This is a genomic window from Alkaliphilus sp. B6464 (assembly GCF_018141165.1).
Taxonomy (GTDB): domain Bacteria; phylum Bacillota; class Clostridia; order Peptostreptococcales; family Natronincolaceae; genus Alkaliphilus_B.
Genome location: NZ_CP058557.1, coordinates 986,218 through 1,003,346, shown reverse-complemented (window position 1 = coordinate 1,003,346; position 17,129 = coordinate 986,218). Strand labels below are relative to the sequence as shown.

The window sequence follows — 17,129 nt, the reverse complement described above, 5'->3', positions numbered from 1 at the left end:
AATTGTTACAAAAGAGTTACGGAGATTTTAAGAGAATCCTAAGAAAATTAAATCAAGAGATGTCTACAATGAATTAGATACTCTGAGAGGAGATTTACAGATGGAAACTAAGATAAGTGAGAAAGTTAATAAATTTTCAAAGAAAATTACAACTGAGATGAAATCATTCTACAATAAATGTAAGAATATAGATACTAAGTTATTTTATAATAAAGTTAAAAGCGTTGAACTTAAATCACTATATAATAAATTTAAATGTAATAAGAAGCTTACATATAGGGCAGCTGGTGTAGCAGCTATATCTATATCTTTAGTATCTGGTATATATTTACAAGCAAACAGTTCAATTGCAGCCTATAATGTAGAGGTAGATGATAATATACTGGCCGTAGTTAAGACCGAAGAGGAATTCTTGGAAGCTCTTAAACAGGTTAAAGAAGAGGCTATATCCATATATGGTCAGGATGTAGTAATGAGTGAGGAACCATCATTTATTGAGACAAAGGTAAAAAGAGACGAGATAACAAAAGTAGATGAAATGATTAAAAATATTAAGGAACAAATTGATATTAAATTAAAAGCTACAGCTATTAAGGTTGAGGGAGAAGAAGTAGTAATCGTTAAAGATCAAAAAACAGCTTTAAATATATTAGACAGCATTAAAGCTCCTTTCTTAGAAAAGGAAGAGAGTGAGTATGATGAGATTGATTTTTCAGAAAAAGTAGAAATTGTTGAAGTAGGTGCAGAATTTAGTGAGATTATAGACGAAGAAGAGGCATTACAAAAAATAGCAATTGGTACAGATGAAGAGAAAATACATGAAGTAGAGTCAGGAGAAAATCCTTGGACTATTGCGCGAAAATATGATTTAAAGATAGATGATATTATAAAAGCTAATCCAGGTATGAACCCTGAGAGGATACAAATAGGCCAAAAAATTAGTTTAATAGTGCCTAAGCCTTTGGTTTCTGTTAGAACTAAGGAGTATATAGAGTTGGTGGAAGAAATCCCTTTTGACACTGAATACGAGGAAACAGCTTCTTTATATAAAGGTGATAAGAAAATAACAGTTCAAGGTGCAGAAGGAAAACGTGAAATAAAAGGATATATAGTTAAAGAAAATGGTGCAGAAGTTAATATGGAAGTTGTAGACGAAAAAATCATTTCAGAGCCAAAAACTAGGGTTATAGCTCAAGGGACTAAGGAAAGACCAGCTACAATGGCAACAGGAGCATTTTCTAATCCAACAAGGGGACGTTTAACTTCACCATTTGGTATGAGGTGGGGAAGAAGACATACAGGAATAGATATAGCATCTTCTAGGGGCACTACAGTTTCTGCAGCGGATGCAGGAAAAGTATCCTTCGCAGGAAAAAATGGTAGCTACGGTAATCTAGTTATTATTGATCATGAAAACGGATATCAAACTTATTATGCACATAATAATAAGCTTATTGTAAAAAAGGGAGATCGTGTTTATAAAGGGCAGAAGATTGCCGAAATGGGAAATACAGGAAGAAGCACAGGGGTTCATCTTCATTTTGAAGTTAGAAAAAATGGTACTCCTATTAATCCACAAGGATTTGTTAGTTATTAAAAGTCGTCTGATGCTATAGCATCAGACGACTTTTAACCTTTACAACAGCACATGACTTTTAGAGAACTAGTAAAATAATAACTATTAAAATTATTAAAAATATATTATTAAATGAAGATGAACTTCTTATACTACCACTATAAGAACTATTAGGTTTATTTTGAGGTTGCTTTGGTTTAATATTAGGTTCCATTTTATTAACTATGGCACGAATATCTAATAAACCTGTTCCTTGTTCATCTGGCTTAAGACCCAGGTTATGCGCATTAGATGTAATAGTACTTTTTACCTGAGAAGGTGTAATTTCAGAGTTACTTTCATATAACAAAGCTGCGCAGCCTGCTACAATAGGGGTTGCCATGGAGGTTCCAGACAAGCTACGGTATTCCATTGGCTTATTTGCTAAGGAGTTAATTCCAACTCCTGGTGCTAAAATATCTGGCTTTTTTAAACCGTTCGGTGTAGGGCCACGGCTCGAAAAGTCAGCGATACTAATATCTTTAGATGTTTTTGCTTTACGATCATCACAAGCACCAACTGTAATTACTTTAGGGCTTATAGCAGGAGATGTTATAGTAGATGAATCAGGGCCACTATTTCCAGCAGCAGCTACTACTGTGATACCAGAATTTACAGCAGCGTCAACGGCTTGGCAAAGAGGATCATCTGCATAATTGCCCTTAGGTTTTGTTCCAAGAGACAAGGTCATAACCTTAATATTATATTTACTTCTATTATCAATAGTCCACTGAATTCCTGCAATTACATCTGAAATGCTACCTCCACCGTCACTACCTAAAACCTTTACTCCTACAATATTAGCATCGGGAGCAATGCCCATGTATTTTCCTCTAGAAGCAAAACCATTACCGGCAACAATCCCTGCTACATGGGTACCGTGGCCATCATCATCATATGGCTGACTTTTTTCTCCTACAAAGTCTTTAAAGGCCACAATCCTATTGTTAGGATTGGTTAAGTCTTCATGGGGGAATACCCCTGTATCTAAAACAGCAATAGAAATATTTTTTCCAGTTAATCCATGCTCGTTAGCAAAATCAGAGCCTACTGTAACTGTAGCAATGTTCATTAGCTTATAGGCATAATCGTCTAAGAAAATTTTTTCAGTTACCCTTTCCATTGCCATGCTTCTAATACCCATAGAGGGCATATAGGCAGCCACAGAGTTAATGATAGGTAACTTATATTTAATCTTTCCTCCCATCTGGGATACAAATTTCTCTAGATCATCGCAATTACAATCTTTTCCAGAAATAATAATTGGAATCCTCTCTTCATTTGCGGTTAGCAGTCGTTCTACGACTAAATCTTCTACAATACCTCTATATCCGAACACAATATATCCCCCTTCTCCTATTCTGTTATATTTATAAATTATGCAGAAATATGAAAGAGGTGCTAAAAAGAGTTGAAATAACTATATTAATTAATTCAATCAGTAAGGTATTTAAATGATGAGGAAGTAATACATAGAATTAATGGTATATATTCCTAAGCTATCATTGATGGTGGTTTATTAGGCTATATGCTATAATATGAAAATAACACCCTTTACATATGCTTTTTTAGAAAGGGGTGGTAATGATGATATTAGAAAGAAAAAATAAAGCATATAATTTTAGAACGGTATTTATTTTTTTACTTCTATTTATGTGGTTGATCTCAAGTTACACTATAAATACATTTGGGATTATAGGCACAGTAAGACCTTTAATTAGAAGTATAGAAAATAGAATTGTACTGTATAAAACTCGTAACTTTAACGAATTAGAAACAGATACCTATATTTTCAGATATGAAAATATAGATAGAAAAACTCTAGATTTAATTATCAATACGGCGGAAGATAAATACAAGCAAATTGCTGATGTTTTTCCATACAAATTAGAAGATAAGGTATTGATAGTAGTATATAATAATACAGATTTAATGATGAATACTACCATGCTTAGCAAAGGGGAACCACCTATGGGTGTTTATTATGGAGATAGTATTCATATTGCAAATCCTGAACTTTGGGTAGATAAACTAGAGGAATTAGACTATAAATTTTATAACGAAGGCCCAATGCTACATGAGCTAGTACACCTTTTTACTGATCATGTTGGCAGAGGAAATTTCCCTATGTGGTTTACTGAAGGAGTAAGTTTATACTTTGAGTATATGATTGATGGTTACGAGTGGGGAGAAGAAGTTATTTTTTCAGAAAAAGATTACACAATAGAGGAACTAAGTGGTCAGTTTAAGAGTCTAAATCAGTATGAGGCTTATACCAAGTCCTTTAGGTTAGTAAAAACTTTTGTACAAAACCATGGATTAGATCAATTGATGGACATTATTACTTCTTTAGGTAATGGACATAGTTTAAATGAATTTATATATTTATTTGAGGAGATTTAATTATTAAATTTCCTCAAAGATTTTTCTAACAAGAAGGAAAAATACAATTAAAATAGAATGGTTAAATTAATCAATTAATTAATGAGGTGACTGCATCGTGGCAAAAAATATTTTGATCGTTGAAGATGAAAAACCTATTTCGGAAATAGTTAAATTTAATCTTGAAAAGGAAGGTTATAAAGTTTTAGTAGCTTATGATGGTGAAGAAGGCTTACATAAGGCGATTACTCTTAATCCAGATTTGATTTTGTTAGATGTAATGCTGCCTAAATTAGATGGTTTTCAAGTGTGCAGAAAAATTAGGGAAACTTCGACAGTTCCGATTTTAATGCTAACAGCCAAAGAAGAAGAAGTTGATAAAGTATTAGGATTAGAAATGGGAGCCGATGATTACATTACAAAACCCTTTGGTATGAGAGAACTACTAGCAAGAGTGAAAGCTAATCTTAGAAGAAATGACAATGCTGTAGGTACTAGATTAGAGGGTGTTTTCTCTACAGGTGGTATAACTATAGATTTTACAAAATACGAAGTAAGGAAAAATGATAGTGTTATAGAACTTACTTCTAGGGAATTCGAGTTATTAAAATTTTTAGCGGTTCAGGCGGAGCAAGTATTCACTAGGGAACAACTTTTAAAGCAGGTATGGGGATATGAATACTATGGCGATATACGTACTGTAGATGTAACAGTAAGAAGGCTGAGAGAAAAAGTAGAAGATAATTCTGCAAGTCCTGAATATATTATGACAAAAAGAGGGGTAGGTTACTACTTCAGGAGGGCTTAATGATGTTTAAAAGCATTAGATGGAAGTTCATCACCATCTATTTTCTTCTAGTGTTTATGGCAATGGTTATTATAGGAGTATTTCTGATGCAGCAGTTTGAACAGTATCACTTAGGAGTCGTTAGTAATAACCTGTCAAGCTTAGCGAATACAGTAACTACCACTTTAAAAACTATTGATTGGCAGAATAACCCAGCTGAAGTTGAAAAAAACATTAGAAGCTATGAACAGATGGGAACTGGAATTGGAATTACAATAATTAAAAATGATGCAAATTGTACTATTGTTTTTAGTACTAATGCATCCTATATGGAGAATAATGGTGATGCAAATGCTACCCGTTTTTTAGAATCGGAGCTGATTTTATATGCCTTTAATGGAGGAATAGGTGAAAGGGATAGTATAGACCAAGAAGACAAGCTTAATAGCTCTAAGCATATGGTTTTTCCTATTCATGATGATAATAACCGTATTGCGGGAGCTATTTACTTAAAAAGCAATTTAGAGGATATTTATAAAACATTAGAAGAATCAAGATCAATTATATTAAAAGCTACATTTTTGGCCCTTTTTGTAACTATTATACTAGGCTTTTTCATAGCTAAGAGTATTACAGGGCCTATTAATGATGTAACAATTAAGGCGGAGAGAATGGCAAAAGGTGACTTCGAACAAGTGGTTGAAGTAAGGTCAGATGATGAAATAGGGCAGCTGGCCAGTATGTTTAACTATCTTACTGCAAGATTAAACGCTGTTTTGCAGGAAATGAGTAATGAAAAGAAAAAGATGGATACTATAATAACTTACATGGCTGATGGACTTGTTGCTGCCACAAAGGAAGGCAAAGTTATCCATGTAAACCCTAGGGCAATGGAAATGTTAAAAATAGATGAGCATACTCCTATAGAAAAAGACTTTAATGAAATATTCGCATCATACAGTGGACAATTAAAGATAGGGGAGCTATTGAGTGATTCGGAAGATTCAACCGGTAATAGAATGATTAATACAGGGAATGGGGTTATACTTCAAGCTAATTATGCTCCATTTATGGATCAAAACGGTGCATTGGAGGGTATAATTTTAGTTCTTCAAGATATAACAAATCATCAAAAACTAGAGAACATGAGAAAGGAATTTGTAGCTAATGTTTCTCACGAATTAAAAACTCCTTTAACTACTATAAAAAGCTATACTGAAACCCTGTTAGATGGTGTTATAGATGACAAAGAGCTTGCTGTAAGCTTTTTAGAGGTTGTAGATAGTGAGTCAGAAAGAATGGCTAGGTTAGTAAGAGATTTACTGCAACTATCTAATCTAGACTTTCAGCAGTCTAAGTGGAATAAAAAGGTAGTTGATTTAAAACAAATTGTTGAAAAAACTATATTAAAATTAGAGGTTTCTGCAAAAAATAAAGATCAACAAATACATTCTAAATTAACAGAAAAAGCAGTTAATATCTATGCTGATGAAGACCGTATAGATCAAGTAGTTTTAAATCTCTTAAGCAATAGTATTAAATACACTCCTAAAGGTGGAGAAGTTTACATTGATGTTGAATTAAATGATCATATTGTTTTGTTAAAAATTAAAGATAATGGTATTGGAATACCAAAGGAAGATATTCCAAGAATTTTTGAACGATTTTATAGAGTAGATAAGGCAAGATCTAGGGAACTCGGAGGGACAGGCCTTGGGTTATCAATTGCACAGCAGATTATTGAAGCACATAATGGCACTATTGAAATATTTAGTGAGGAAGGTAAAGGAACAGAGGCAGTTATTAAATTACCTATTATTATGGAGACAGAGGCAATAAATGTGTAATTCAATTTTAATTTCATTGTAATATGATTGTAATATAAATTATATATAATGGAAATGAATTCATTTATCTGTTTTACAGGAGGAATTAATATGATAAAAAAAATAGTTGCCAGTACAATTGTATTTGCAATATTAGGAACATCAAATATACTATCCTATGCAACTCCAATCGCAGCTCCCGCCAATACAGCTACAGATACTAAAAGTGCAAATAAAAAAGTAGAGGAAGTTAAACAATCATTTGAAGTAGTGATTCCAGAGAAAGACTCTGTTACTAGTGATAAAAACTTAGTTTTAGCATTTAAAGCTCCCCAAGACACTAAAGTATCTATAGAAGTTTACCACAATGTTAGTAAAGATGATGAAGCTGAAGACTACGAATTATCTTATGACCCAATTGAAGTAACTGTTGGTTCAATTCAAATGGGATGGGCTGAAATAGAATTGCAGCCTGGACTAAATAAAATTGAGTTTAAAGCAAAATATAAAAATGGATCAGAAGATAGTGCTGTTAGAATTATAAACGTAATGGAAGTACAAGAGGTAAAACAGTTACTGGAAGAGATTGTTAATAAATCTACTCTAGGCATAGGCAAAAAACCATAGATCTTGGAGTGATTAGTATGAATAGGGAAAGATTAAAAACCCTGATTCTATCAATTTTAGTGGTCATGAGTATTTTATTAACACAACAACTATGGTTTCCTTCTCCAATTAAAATATTAGAATCTAAGGCTAGAGGCGGAAAACTTCATAACTTGACTGTAGCTGAAAATCGCAAAGATATAATTTCGCCGAGTTCGATTATTGTAAGTTTTGGAGCAGGTGATAGAAGAAAAAATCATTATACAGTTTTATCTTCTAGCTTAGATTTTGTATGGGATCAAAGTAAAAATATACTTAAAGATTATTTTTTAGGAGATCCAGAAGTAACTCCAGTTACATATGAAAAATATGTTCAAAGCAATATTTTAAAATCCGTAGAATTGGAGTTTAGTGATAACATACCAACCATTTTAGTCTCTTCTATTTTTGATTCTTTAGAAAATAAAGTTGTTAGAAATATAAAAGAGATAAAAAAAATATTGATTCCAGCTTTTAATCGTGGAGTTATATACATTGTAGAAAATAACGATAGCATATTTGAAGTAAAGCTTTTAGAACATGCTGAAAACTCTACATTGGTTAGTTTTATAGATGAATTAGAAACGGTTGAATATATTAAGTATCATCCTATTTTTTCTCTTTTTAATGAACTTGAATCAAACTATACTCCTATGCCTATTACTTACGCTGTAGCTACAACACAAACCTTTGTTGAGAGTGAAATTGATATTGAGAATGATGCAATGTTAATAGAAAGATCAAAAAATTTTTTCAATGAAAATTTTGACTTTGTAAAAACTATCAAGGAAACTAGCGGTGCTGTAGTTTATATCTATGGATACGGAGAAAAAAGGGTTCGTATTAATGAAAAAGGAGCACTAGAGTATAACGGAGAGATCGGGAATATATCCAGCTCTAATGTATTAGATTCCTTAGATGCGGCTGTAGATTTTATTTCTAAAAACGGAGGATTCCCCGAAGGCGCTTATTTAAAAGACATTCAACATATTTTAAAGGACCAGAATAGTGGGTATCGATTTTCATTTGGTTATCGCATAGGAGGTTTTCCTGTAGAGTTTAATAGTAATAAGATGGAGCATCCTATTGAAATAGAGGTTTATGGTAATAAGGTAAAGTCATATCGTATCTTAGTACGTAAGGTTATGAATATGCAAGGTATTAGTCCAGAACAATCTATTTTATATTTCTCAAATATAATTGAGAAAAATATTGAACACTTAAAACTGAAGTACTTTAATAAAGAGGATCAATTATCACAAGAAGTAGATGATGAGGATGAAATTTTAGAAATATTAAAGAGCGTAGAAGAAGTGAGAATGGTATACTTTGATACTGTAGAAGAAGGCAAAGGACAACTTTTAAGACCTAGCTGGAAGATTAAAATTAAAGGAGATATTTATTATTTTGATAGCTATACAGGTGATTTAATAAATAGTGTTATGCTAAATTAATGGATGGTGAAATCCTATGGATTGGTCTAAGGCAAAAAACATACTAATTGTTGCGTTTATAGCTACAAATGTTTTTTTAATTTATAATGTACAAAGTAGACTATTTAGACAAGAAGAAATGCAGCTTATTAGCGATAAGTATATAAGTAATGTAGAGCAACATTTAAATGACAATAATATAGAACTAGATGTTCATATTCCTAGAGAAATCATCTCGTTACCCATATTAGTAGTAAGGTATAAAACCTTCGATTCGGACAATATAGCGAAAAGTTTTTTAGGTAAAGATAACGAGAAGCAAATTCCTACTCTAGAAGATAAAATTTTGAAAAGAGAAATCTTTAAAAGTACGGACAAAGAATTAATTGTAGAGAGTAGTAAAAGATTAACATATAAGAATATGAGTACCGAAAAAAAGAATTATTCTCTAAATGAAAAAACTGTTAAAAAAATTAGTAACGATTTTTTAAAACAATATAATTTAATGGGAGAAGATATTGAATTAGCTCAAATTTATTATGGAACAGAAGACGAGTTTGAAGATGAATTTGTATATAAGCTAGTTTATAATCAAACATATAAAAATAAATTTTTAGGGGAAAGTTACATTCATGTATATGTAAGTAATAGGGGAGTAATAGGTTTTGAGGCAATGCTATTAGAATATGAAAAAACACAACAACATAAGAAACAAATTATTCCTGCACCAGAAGCACTTATGAGAGCAACAAGTACAATTTTAAGGGAAAATGAAGAACCAATAATTGTAAAAGATATTGAAATAGGATATTATTTCAGTCCAACATATTATATGGAGTCAGATTGGAAAGAAATTGAGTCCGGAACTGCCTTTCCTTCATGGAAAATTACAATACAAAATGGAAAAACTTATTTTATAGAGGCCTATAAAAATTAATATTATTTCGTATAACTTAAAAGGGATTCTTGTAAAAATGAAGAAAAAGTTTAATAGACTTTTTCTTTTTTTGTTTATACACAGCAATTAAAAATAGAATATCTTTTTATTTCCAGTAGTATAGCACTTATCAAAGAAGTAAATAAATGCTATAATAAATTCAAACTGTTGAATTTTGGTATAATATTCAAATCTAAAAAAGACTTTAATTGAATAGGCAATTAATTTATGTATTGTAATTAACTAGAATTATTATAAAGAATATCGATAAATTAGCATAAACATAGGATACAAACTATAATGAAGGATGGTGAATAACTGACTTTTGTCAGTAAATATATGGAGAAACTAATAATTGAAGGCGGACAACAACTACAAGGAACGGTTAGAATAAGTGGATTTAAAAATGCTGCTGTGGCTATTATACCAGCTACAGTATTAGCAGGAGATACTTGTGTTATTGATAATTTACCACAAATTAGTGATGTTAAGATATTAGCAGACATGCTTTCGAGTTTAGGTGCTACCGTAAAGGAGTTAAGACCAAATACTTTAGAGATAAACACAACCGCAATGAAGGATTGTTATGCAGACTATGAATTAGCCAAAGAGTTAAGGGCTTCTTATTATTTATTAGGTGCAGCTCTTGGTAGATTTAAAAAGGCTAAGGTAGCATATCCTGGAGGCTGTTCTATTGGTAGTAGACCAATAGATCAACATATTAAGGGATTTGAAGCTTTAGGTGCAAAGGTAACTATAGAACATGGCATAATATCTGTAGAGGCAGAAAAACTGGTAGGTGCAGAAATTTATCTTGATGTGGTTAGTGTTGGTGCTACCATTAATATAATGTTAGCTGCTGTTATGGCAGAAGGTACAACTGTAATAGATAATGCTGCCAAAGAGCCACACATCGTTGATATGGCAAACTTCTTAAACTGTATGGGAGCAGATGTTAAAGGGGCAGGCACAGATGTAATTAAGATTAAAGGTGTGGAAAAATTAGGAGGGTGTATTCATACAGTCATTCCAGACCAGATAGAAGCTGGAACATATATGATAGCAGCTGCAGCTGCTGGTGGTGACGTATTAATAGATAATGTTATACCTAAACATTTAGAGGCTATTACTGCAAAGCTTAAGGAAATGGGTGTTAATATTATTGAAAATGGAGAATCCCTTAGAATAATATCCTCGGGAAACTTAAAAAATGTTAGTATAAAAACCTTAGTATATCCAGGTTTCCCAACAGATTTGCAGCAACCAATGAGTAGTCTTTTAACTACAGCTAAGGGGACTGGAATTGTAGCAGAGACAATATTTGAAGGACGATTTAAACACGTAGATGAGCTTAAAAGAATGGGAGCTAATATTAAAGTAGAAGGAAGAGTAGCTGTTATTCATGGAGTTAAAAATCTAACAGGTGCAAAAGTAGTAGCTTCAGATCTAAGAGCTGGGGCATCTTTGGTTGTAGCTGGTCTTATGGCAAAAGGTGAGACAGAAATAGAAAATGTACAATATATAGATAGAGGGTATGATCAGTTAGAGCAAAAGCTAATAAGCTTAGGAGCAAAGGTTAGGAGAGAGCACCGGGAATAGTTGTTATCCTAAAAAATAATCGAATACAGTAGTTAATTCATAAATTGGAGGCAATAAATATGACAGTAGATTTTTGCTCCTTAGCTAGTGGTAGTAGTGGTAATTGTCATTTAATAAATGATGGCAAAAAATTTTTATTAATTGATGCAGGACTGAGCGGTAAGCAAATCGAAAATAAGTTAAAGGAAGTCGATGTGGATCCAAAAAATCTATCGGCAATTTTGGTGAGCCATGAACATAGTGATCATATATGTGGTGTAGGCATATTGTCAAGAAGATATAATATACCTATTTACGCTAATGATGGAACCTGGGCTGGGATGGAACGTAAAATAGGAAATATTAAGAAAGAAAATATTAAATGTTTTACATCGAATGAAAATTTTTCTATTGGAGATTTTAATATTAAACCCTATAGGATTTCTCATGATGCAAATGAACCAGTAGGATTTAGTATCGAAAAAGATAGTATTAAAATTAGTATTGCTACAGATTTAGGCTATATTAGTGAAGATATTATGGAAGAGATAGGTGGCTCCAACCTTGTTATATTAGAATCAAATCATGATGAAGAAATGTTAAAGGCTGGGAGCTATCCATATAGTTTAAAAAGAAGAATACTTTCTAATAGTGGACATTTATCAAATGAAGCCGCAGGCAATGCTATAGTAGATTTAGTAAGTAGGAATGTAAGATCTATACTACTTGCCCATTTAAGTAAGGAAAATAACTTCCCAGAACTGGCAATTGCAACTGTAAAAAATATTTTAGATAGCAAAAAAATTATTATAGGAAAAGACATAGAATTAGATTTAGTACATCGAGATAGGGTAAGTAATATATATCAATTTTAAGAAAGTAAGATATTGGTAATACTTTGAGTACTTGGAGATTTTTAACTAAAGTTAAAAATTTAACTGGAGCAGGAGTAGATATAATAGTATTAGAATAATTTAAACAATACTATAATTCTTTGGAGGTGTGCGAATTGAATCACTTTGACAATGAAAATGGAATAAAAAACAATGGTGAGGTCTATGATCTAGAAGGTAACCATGAAAATGAAAATTTAGAAAATAATTACCCAGATAGCAACTCCATCGATGTGGAGAAGATAGAAGAGACTGATAATAAATATGAGTTAAAAGATGAATTAGAACGTTTACAAATAAGTTTTAATAAAAAAGGAAGAAAAAGATTTATTAGTGGTACTTTAGCTGGAGTGATTTTAGGGAGCGCAGTTACCTTAGGAGCTACTTATGCTTTTTTACCTAATATGCTTAGTATGCGTGGTATTTCACTAGATGGTGCACAGCAAGAAATTACTATTAATCCTACTCAAGATTTAACGGTTTATTCGGCTGTGGCTAAGAAAGTAATGCCTTCAGTAGTTGGTATTACAACTGTTGCCTTGGAAAGAGACTGGTTTTATGGTGTAAGAGAGGTTTCAGGTGTGGGTACTGGCGTTATTGTAGATAAAAGAGGATATATTTTAACAAACTCTCATGTAGTTGGAGATGGAAATGTTAAAGAGGTAATGGTGTTACTTCATGATGGAAGACAGATTAAAGCTGAAGTATTGTGGAACGAAAAGAGCCTAGATCTTGCTATCATAAAAGTAGAAGGAGAAAATCTAACTGTAGCGGAGCTTGGAGATAGTGATGAAACAGAGGTAGGTGAAATAGCTATTGCTATTGGTAACCCTTTAGGATTAACCTTTGAAAGAACATTAACACAAGGGGTTATTAGCGGACTTAACAGAACAATAACTGTAAATGCTGCAGGAGAAACTATTGAAAATCTTATGCAGACTGATGCTTCAATCAATCCAGGAAATAGTGGTGGACCTTTACTTAATGCAAGAGGACAAGTAATAGGAATTAATACAGCAAAAATTAGCACGGGAGAAGGTTTAGGATTTGCCATTCCAATTAATATCGCAAAACCTATTGTAGATCAGTTTATAGAGAAAGGTGAATTTACAAGGGTTTATTTAGGTATACAAGGCGTTGATATAGATGTGTACGAAGGAGCTACAGGACAGAAAGCTCAGTCTGATGAGGGTGTTTATGTTGCACAGACTATAGAAAATTCTATTGCAATAAAGTATGGAATAGAGCCAAAGGATATTATTGTTAAAATAGGTAATGATAAGGTAAGCAGGATGAGCAACTTAGTTAGATCTCTTTATAAGTATAGACCAGGAGATAAAACAACTGTAACTGTTATAAGGAATAACCAAGAAGTAAATATAGATATAGTTTTTGAATAATAGACCTAGGCAAATTTGCCTAGGTTTTTTGAAAATTAAGAAATTATTTGAAAAAATTAAATCTATACTATATAATGGAAATGAAAATACTAAAATTATCGTATAATCCTTCAATCCATGCATTAACTATTTACTTTAACAAATACTATATATACTAAAGTTGAAGGATAATAAACCATAGATGGAGTTGGTTATGAATGTATGTAGTATGTGGAGAACATTTAGAAGATGCTATAGAGGATTTTGTTGATATATACGAACAGCCGCCAGATATTTATGAACTAGAAAAGGTATCCTTTTCAGATTGGATGGCACCAAAGAACTGTCATCTTTGTGATAAACTACCTAAATATTTAGTAGTATAGTCGAGGAAACCTCGACTTTTTTTGCTTGTTTAAAAGACATCAAATTTCTAGGACTAGGAGATAAATAGGAAACTGGAGGATGGAAATACCTTGAGCACTTAAATTTTTAACGAAGTTTAAAAATTTAAGTGGGATATGAATTATTACTATAGCGATAGACGAATTTCACGTGAAACAGTATAAAAAGGAAGTGTACAGATGAACATTACAATAATAAGTGTAGGAAAATTAAAAGAAAAATATTTAAAATTAGGAATAGATGAATATAGTAAAAGACTATCTAGATATACAAAGTTAAACCTAGTAGAGGTACCAGATGAAAAGGCACCGGAAAACTTAAGTAAGGCAGAGGAACAAATTGTAAAAAATAAAGAGGGAGAAGGAATACTAAAACACGTAAAAGAAGGAACCTATGTTATTGCTTTAGATCTTAAAGGAAAAATGCTTTCTTCGGAAGAATTGGCAGACAAGCTTCAGAGTCTGGGTATAACTGGTAATAGTAATATAGCATTTATAATAGGTGGATCACTTGGATTATCAGAAGAAGTGCTTAAAAGAGCCGATTATAAACTATGTTTTTCTCCAATGACATTTCCACATCAGCTAATGAAGCTTATATTATTAGAGCAGATATATAGAGGGTTTAGGATTATTAAGGGGGAACCGTATCATAAATGATGGCGGTTTTTTGATGAAAATCAGTAGTTACAACATGTATAGGCAAATTAGATGAAGTATATCTAACGAATGAAACAAGAAGGATATCGCTTATTCTATTATAGTATATCAGAGTTTTAGAGTAGGTCAGTTGACGAAATAATTGGATATGAAAAAATCATTGAATTTTAAGTGAGACGATGTGCCTGTCCTCTTGTTTTTTGCCCTTGTCCCTTTAGATATTAGTAAAATAAAAAGAAAATTGAAGGATTTTATTATTTCTTGGCGAAGTACTATCACTAAATGATAGATTTTAGAAAGGTACAAACAAATGCTAAAATATCAAGGATATGTTTTTTTACCTGCAATACTTTTACCCATATTCATAATGATAATGTATCACCCAGATAAGTATATTAAGCGAGTATTCGAAATACTTACCATCGCAACCGTGATATATATAACAGTAGGTGCCCCTGTATTAATATTGATTGAATTAAAATATTGGGCATTACTTTTTATAGTTTTGCCAGTCATTTTCAGAGTTCTAGAAATTTTAATTAATAAATTTGAAATACATAAATACTTTGAAAATATAAAGCCTGAGACTATTACAAACTTGCTCTATGGCTCTATTGGTGCATTAGTAATAATATTTTCATTTCAGGAGCTAAATACTTGGATTGGGAGTAGTTGTACATGGTGGGGCTTATGGTGTGCATTATTTGTTTCTGTATTGGTAAGTACAGATGCATTGGAAAAATTAGCTGAAAAACAATATGCTTACGGAATTATGTTTGGTCTTATATCCTTTCTACTCAGTCCAATTTTTAAAAATGAAATAGGAATAATTACATATATTGTTTCTTGGTCTATATATATAATCCCGTATTTATGTATTCCTTTTTTTAGAAAAAAGAAACATATGGAATATATAGTTTTATTATTTTCTCTGGCAACCTTTGCAGTATTATTGGGAAAGGGGGGAATACGTCCTGAATGGGATAGTAAATATGGGGCAATCTTTGTATTAGTTGTAACTGGTATCTTGTTCTTTGTTATACAATATCAAATTGAAAAAAGTAAATTTATGCCGATCGTAAAACATTATATGCTTCCAGCAGTTTATACAGGGTTTGCTACAACGTTTATTTTCTTTACCAACAGATATATACAGCTCAAAAGTTTTTTACTTTTAACAGCTTCAACTACAGTAATGATAAGCTTAATAATTAGTATATGCAGGGTATTTGCTCCAATTATATATAATAGTAAGGATAATAAAAAGCGTATAAATATAAATGACATTAAAGGTATTTTCAATTTTTTGTTTGGAACAGTTATTGGAGAAATAGTTTTCAATATATTGTTTGGAAATAGTTATGAAAAACTTAAAAAGATAGAGATATTTCTTGGTAGTGGCATATCGTTTATAATTCCATTTCTAAGCGTTGTTATTGTCAATAATGGGGTGGATATTCAAAAAATTGCTAAAGAAATGCTTGAACTAAAGTCATCACTCTTAATATTGTTTGTTTTTTATATGCTTATTTTTAGTTTTACGATGTTGGAGGAGATTACCGATTTATTAAATCCTGAAATACGCACAAAAGGATTAAAGGAAGAAACAGCTCTAAAGAAGGCTTCTTCATTGAGTGTTAGCTATCTCTTTTTAGTAATTTATTATTTGGTCTTAAATGTTCCACTTATTTCAAAAATAAGTCCTTATGTCCTATTAGGGGCTGTGATTTGGATGTCATTTGCCTCGCTATCGTCTAATAATGTTTTATATTTGGACCTAACTCAACCAAACTATAACAATTTTCGAAATACAAGACATTATGTCTCAGTGTTGTTATATGGAGTATCTTTTATAATAATTATTTATCTCATATCTACGAATCAAATTATGATTTTATCAAATTCTGTTTATGATAAGCTTATAAATCAAGTGAGTTATATGGTAGGAATTTCTGCTTTCCTGTGCAAACTTGTCGGGTTTGACACTGGCATTGCAAGCCATAAAATGAAAAAAAAGCAGTTAAGGAGTATATTTATTTTCTTTATTCCTGCTTTTATATCAAATGCTTTTGTTTTTGGGGTTCTGCAAGCTTATGTTACTATTACACATGGAAACTTTAATTTGCTTACCACAATAAAGAATGGAGTTATATTGTTGTTTACATTAGACTTTGCTAGGACAATTATATTTTTAGTACTACCAGCTACAAATGACTTGAATGAATCGACAATTGAGTATATTACGTATAAAAGCAAAAGGACGGAAATAAAAACCTTACACAAAAATTCCTCAAATAAAAAGAAACTCAGTAAAAGGTAACTAGGGCAAGTGGAGACGATCTTTGCTTGCTAGATTGACAATGGCATAATCATAGAATAAAATGAGAATATGAGAGTCAAAAGGGGCGGTACTTTTTGACTCTTTTTCATATACATTAAAAACGCCCATATAACGATATGGAGAACCCTACCATAAATGACTATTGCTTTGAGTGATTAACTCAAAAGTAAAGGTGAAGCCAATAATCTATCCCAAAATGTAAAAATAGGATATAATTAAGCATAAAGTAAACTCTGAAGAACTTATAAT

Annotated in this window: 14 protein-coding genes; 13 read left to right on the top strand and 1 reads right to left on the bottom strand. The window is 31.7% G+C overall.

Annotated features, from left to right (window positions below):
* Nucleotides 1-100: 100 nt before the first annotated feature.
* Nucleotides 101-1,597 (top strand): M23 family metallopeptidase, encoded by a 1,497-nt coding sequence (locus HYG84_RS04830; RefSeq protein WP_212380995.1) that lies wholly within the window; start codon nucleotides 101-103, stop codon nucleotides 1,595-1,597.
* A 58-nt stretch (nucleotides 1,598-1,655) separates the two neighbouring features.
* On the opposite strand, the gene HYG84_RS04825 is transcribed toward HYG84_RS04830, so the two are convergent.
* Entirely contained in the window at nucleotides 1,656-2,954 is a 1,299-nt protein-coding gene (locus HYG84_RS04825) for a S8 family peptidase (protein WP_212380994.1), read from the bottom strand.
* A 248-nt stretch (nucleotides 2,955-3,202) separates the two neighbouring features.
* On the opposite strand from HYG84_RS04825, the gene HYG84_RS04820 reads away from it, so the two are divergent.
* The 12 genes from HYG84_RS04820 to HYG84_RS04765 all read left to right on the top strand — a co-directional run bounded on the left by HYG84_RS04820 (nucleotide 3,203) and on the right by HYG84_RS04765 (nucleotide 16,859).
* The gene (locus HYG84_RS04820) at nucleotides 3,203-4,018 is read left to right on the top strand and encodes a peptidase MA family metallohydrolase (RefSeq protein ID WP_249168716.1); all 816 of its coding nucleotides are present in this window, start codon (nucleotides 3,203-3,205) and stop codon (nucleotides 4,016-4,018) included.
* Between the two features lie 97 nt (nucleotides 4,019-4,115).
* Nucleotides 4,116-4,805 carry a response regulator gene (locus tag HYG84_RS04815; protein ID WP_212380993.1) on the top strand — a complete coding sequence of 230 codons (690 nt, stop codon included), beginning with the start codon at nucleotides 4,116-4,118 and terminating at the stop codon, nucleotides 4,803-4,805.
* A gap of 2 nt (nucleotides 4,806-4,807) precedes the next feature.
* Complete coding sequence (locus HYG84_RS04810) at nucleotides 4,808-6,631, top strand: sensor histidine kinase (RefSeq protein ID WP_212380992.1); 1,824 nt, start codon at nucleotides 4,808-4,810, stop codon at nucleotides 6,629-6,631.
* A 90-nt stretch (nucleotides 6,632-6,721) separates the two neighbouring features.
* Nucleotides 6,722-7,237: a hypothetical protein gene (locus HYG84_RS04805; RefSeq protein WP_212380991.1), complete on the top strand. Its 516-nt coding sequence runs from the start codon at nucleotides 6,722-6,724 to the stop codon at nucleotides 7,235-7,237.
* A gap of 17 nt (nucleotides 7,238-7,254) precedes the next feature.
* A complete protein-coding gene (gene yycH, locus HYG84_RS04800; RefSeq protein WP_212380990.1) occupies nucleotides 7,255-8,709 on the top strand; it encodes a two-component system activity regulator YycH in 1,455 nt (484 codons plus the stop codon).
* 16 nt (nucleotides 8,710-8,725) lie between these two features.
* Entirely contained in the window at nucleotides 8,726-9,625 is a 900-nt protein-coding gene (yycI, locus tag HYG84_RS04795) for a two-component system regulatory protein YycI (protein WP_212380989.1), read from the top strand.
* A 339-nt stretch (nucleotides 9,626-9,964) separates the two neighbouring features.
* Nucleotides 9,965-11,224 carry a UDP-N-acetylglucosamine 1-carboxyvinyltransferase gene (locus HYG84_RS04790; RefSeq protein WP_212380988.1) on the top strand — a complete coding sequence of 420 codons (1,260 nt, stop codon included), beginning with the start codon at nucleotides 9,965-9,967 and terminating at the stop codon, nucleotides 11,222-11,224.
* Between the two features lie 59 nt (nucleotides 11,225-11,283).
* Nucleotides 11,284-12,078, top strand: coding sequence for an MBL fold metallo-hydrolase (locus tag HYG84_RS04785; protein WP_212380987.1), 795 nt, complete (start codon nucleotides 11,284-11,286; stop codon nucleotides 12,076-12,078).
* A gap of 134 nt (nucleotides 12,079-12,212) precedes the next feature.
* A complete protein-coding gene (gene htrA, locus HYG84_RS04780) occupies nucleotides 12,213-13,496 on the top strand; it encodes a serine protease HtrA (RefSeq protein WP_249168715.1) in 1,284 nt (427 codons plus the stop codon).
* 197 nt (nucleotides 13,497-13,693) lie between these two features.
* Entirely contained in the window at nucleotides 13,694-13,861 is a 168-nt protein-coding gene (locus tag HYG84_RS04775) for a CxxH/CxxC protein (RefSeq protein ID WP_212380985.1), read from the top strand.
* A 198-nt stretch (nucleotides 13,862-14,059) separates the two neighbouring features.
* Nucleotides 14,060-14,539: a 23S rRNA (pseudouridine(1915)-N(3))-methyltransferase RlmH gene (gene rlmH, locus HYG84_RS04770; protein WP_212380984.1), complete on the top strand. Its 480-nt coding sequence runs from the start codon at nucleotides 14,060-14,062 to the stop codon at nucleotides 14,537-14,539.
* 310 nt (nucleotides 14,540-14,849) lie between these two features.
* The gene (locus HYG84_RS04765; RefSeq protein ID WP_212380983.1) at nucleotides 14,850-16,859 is read left to right on the top strand and encodes a hypothetical protein; all 2,010 of its coding nucleotides are present in this window, start codon (nucleotides 14,850-14,852) and stop codon (nucleotides 16,857-16,859) included.
* Nucleotides 16,860-17,129 lie beyond the last annotated feature (270 nt).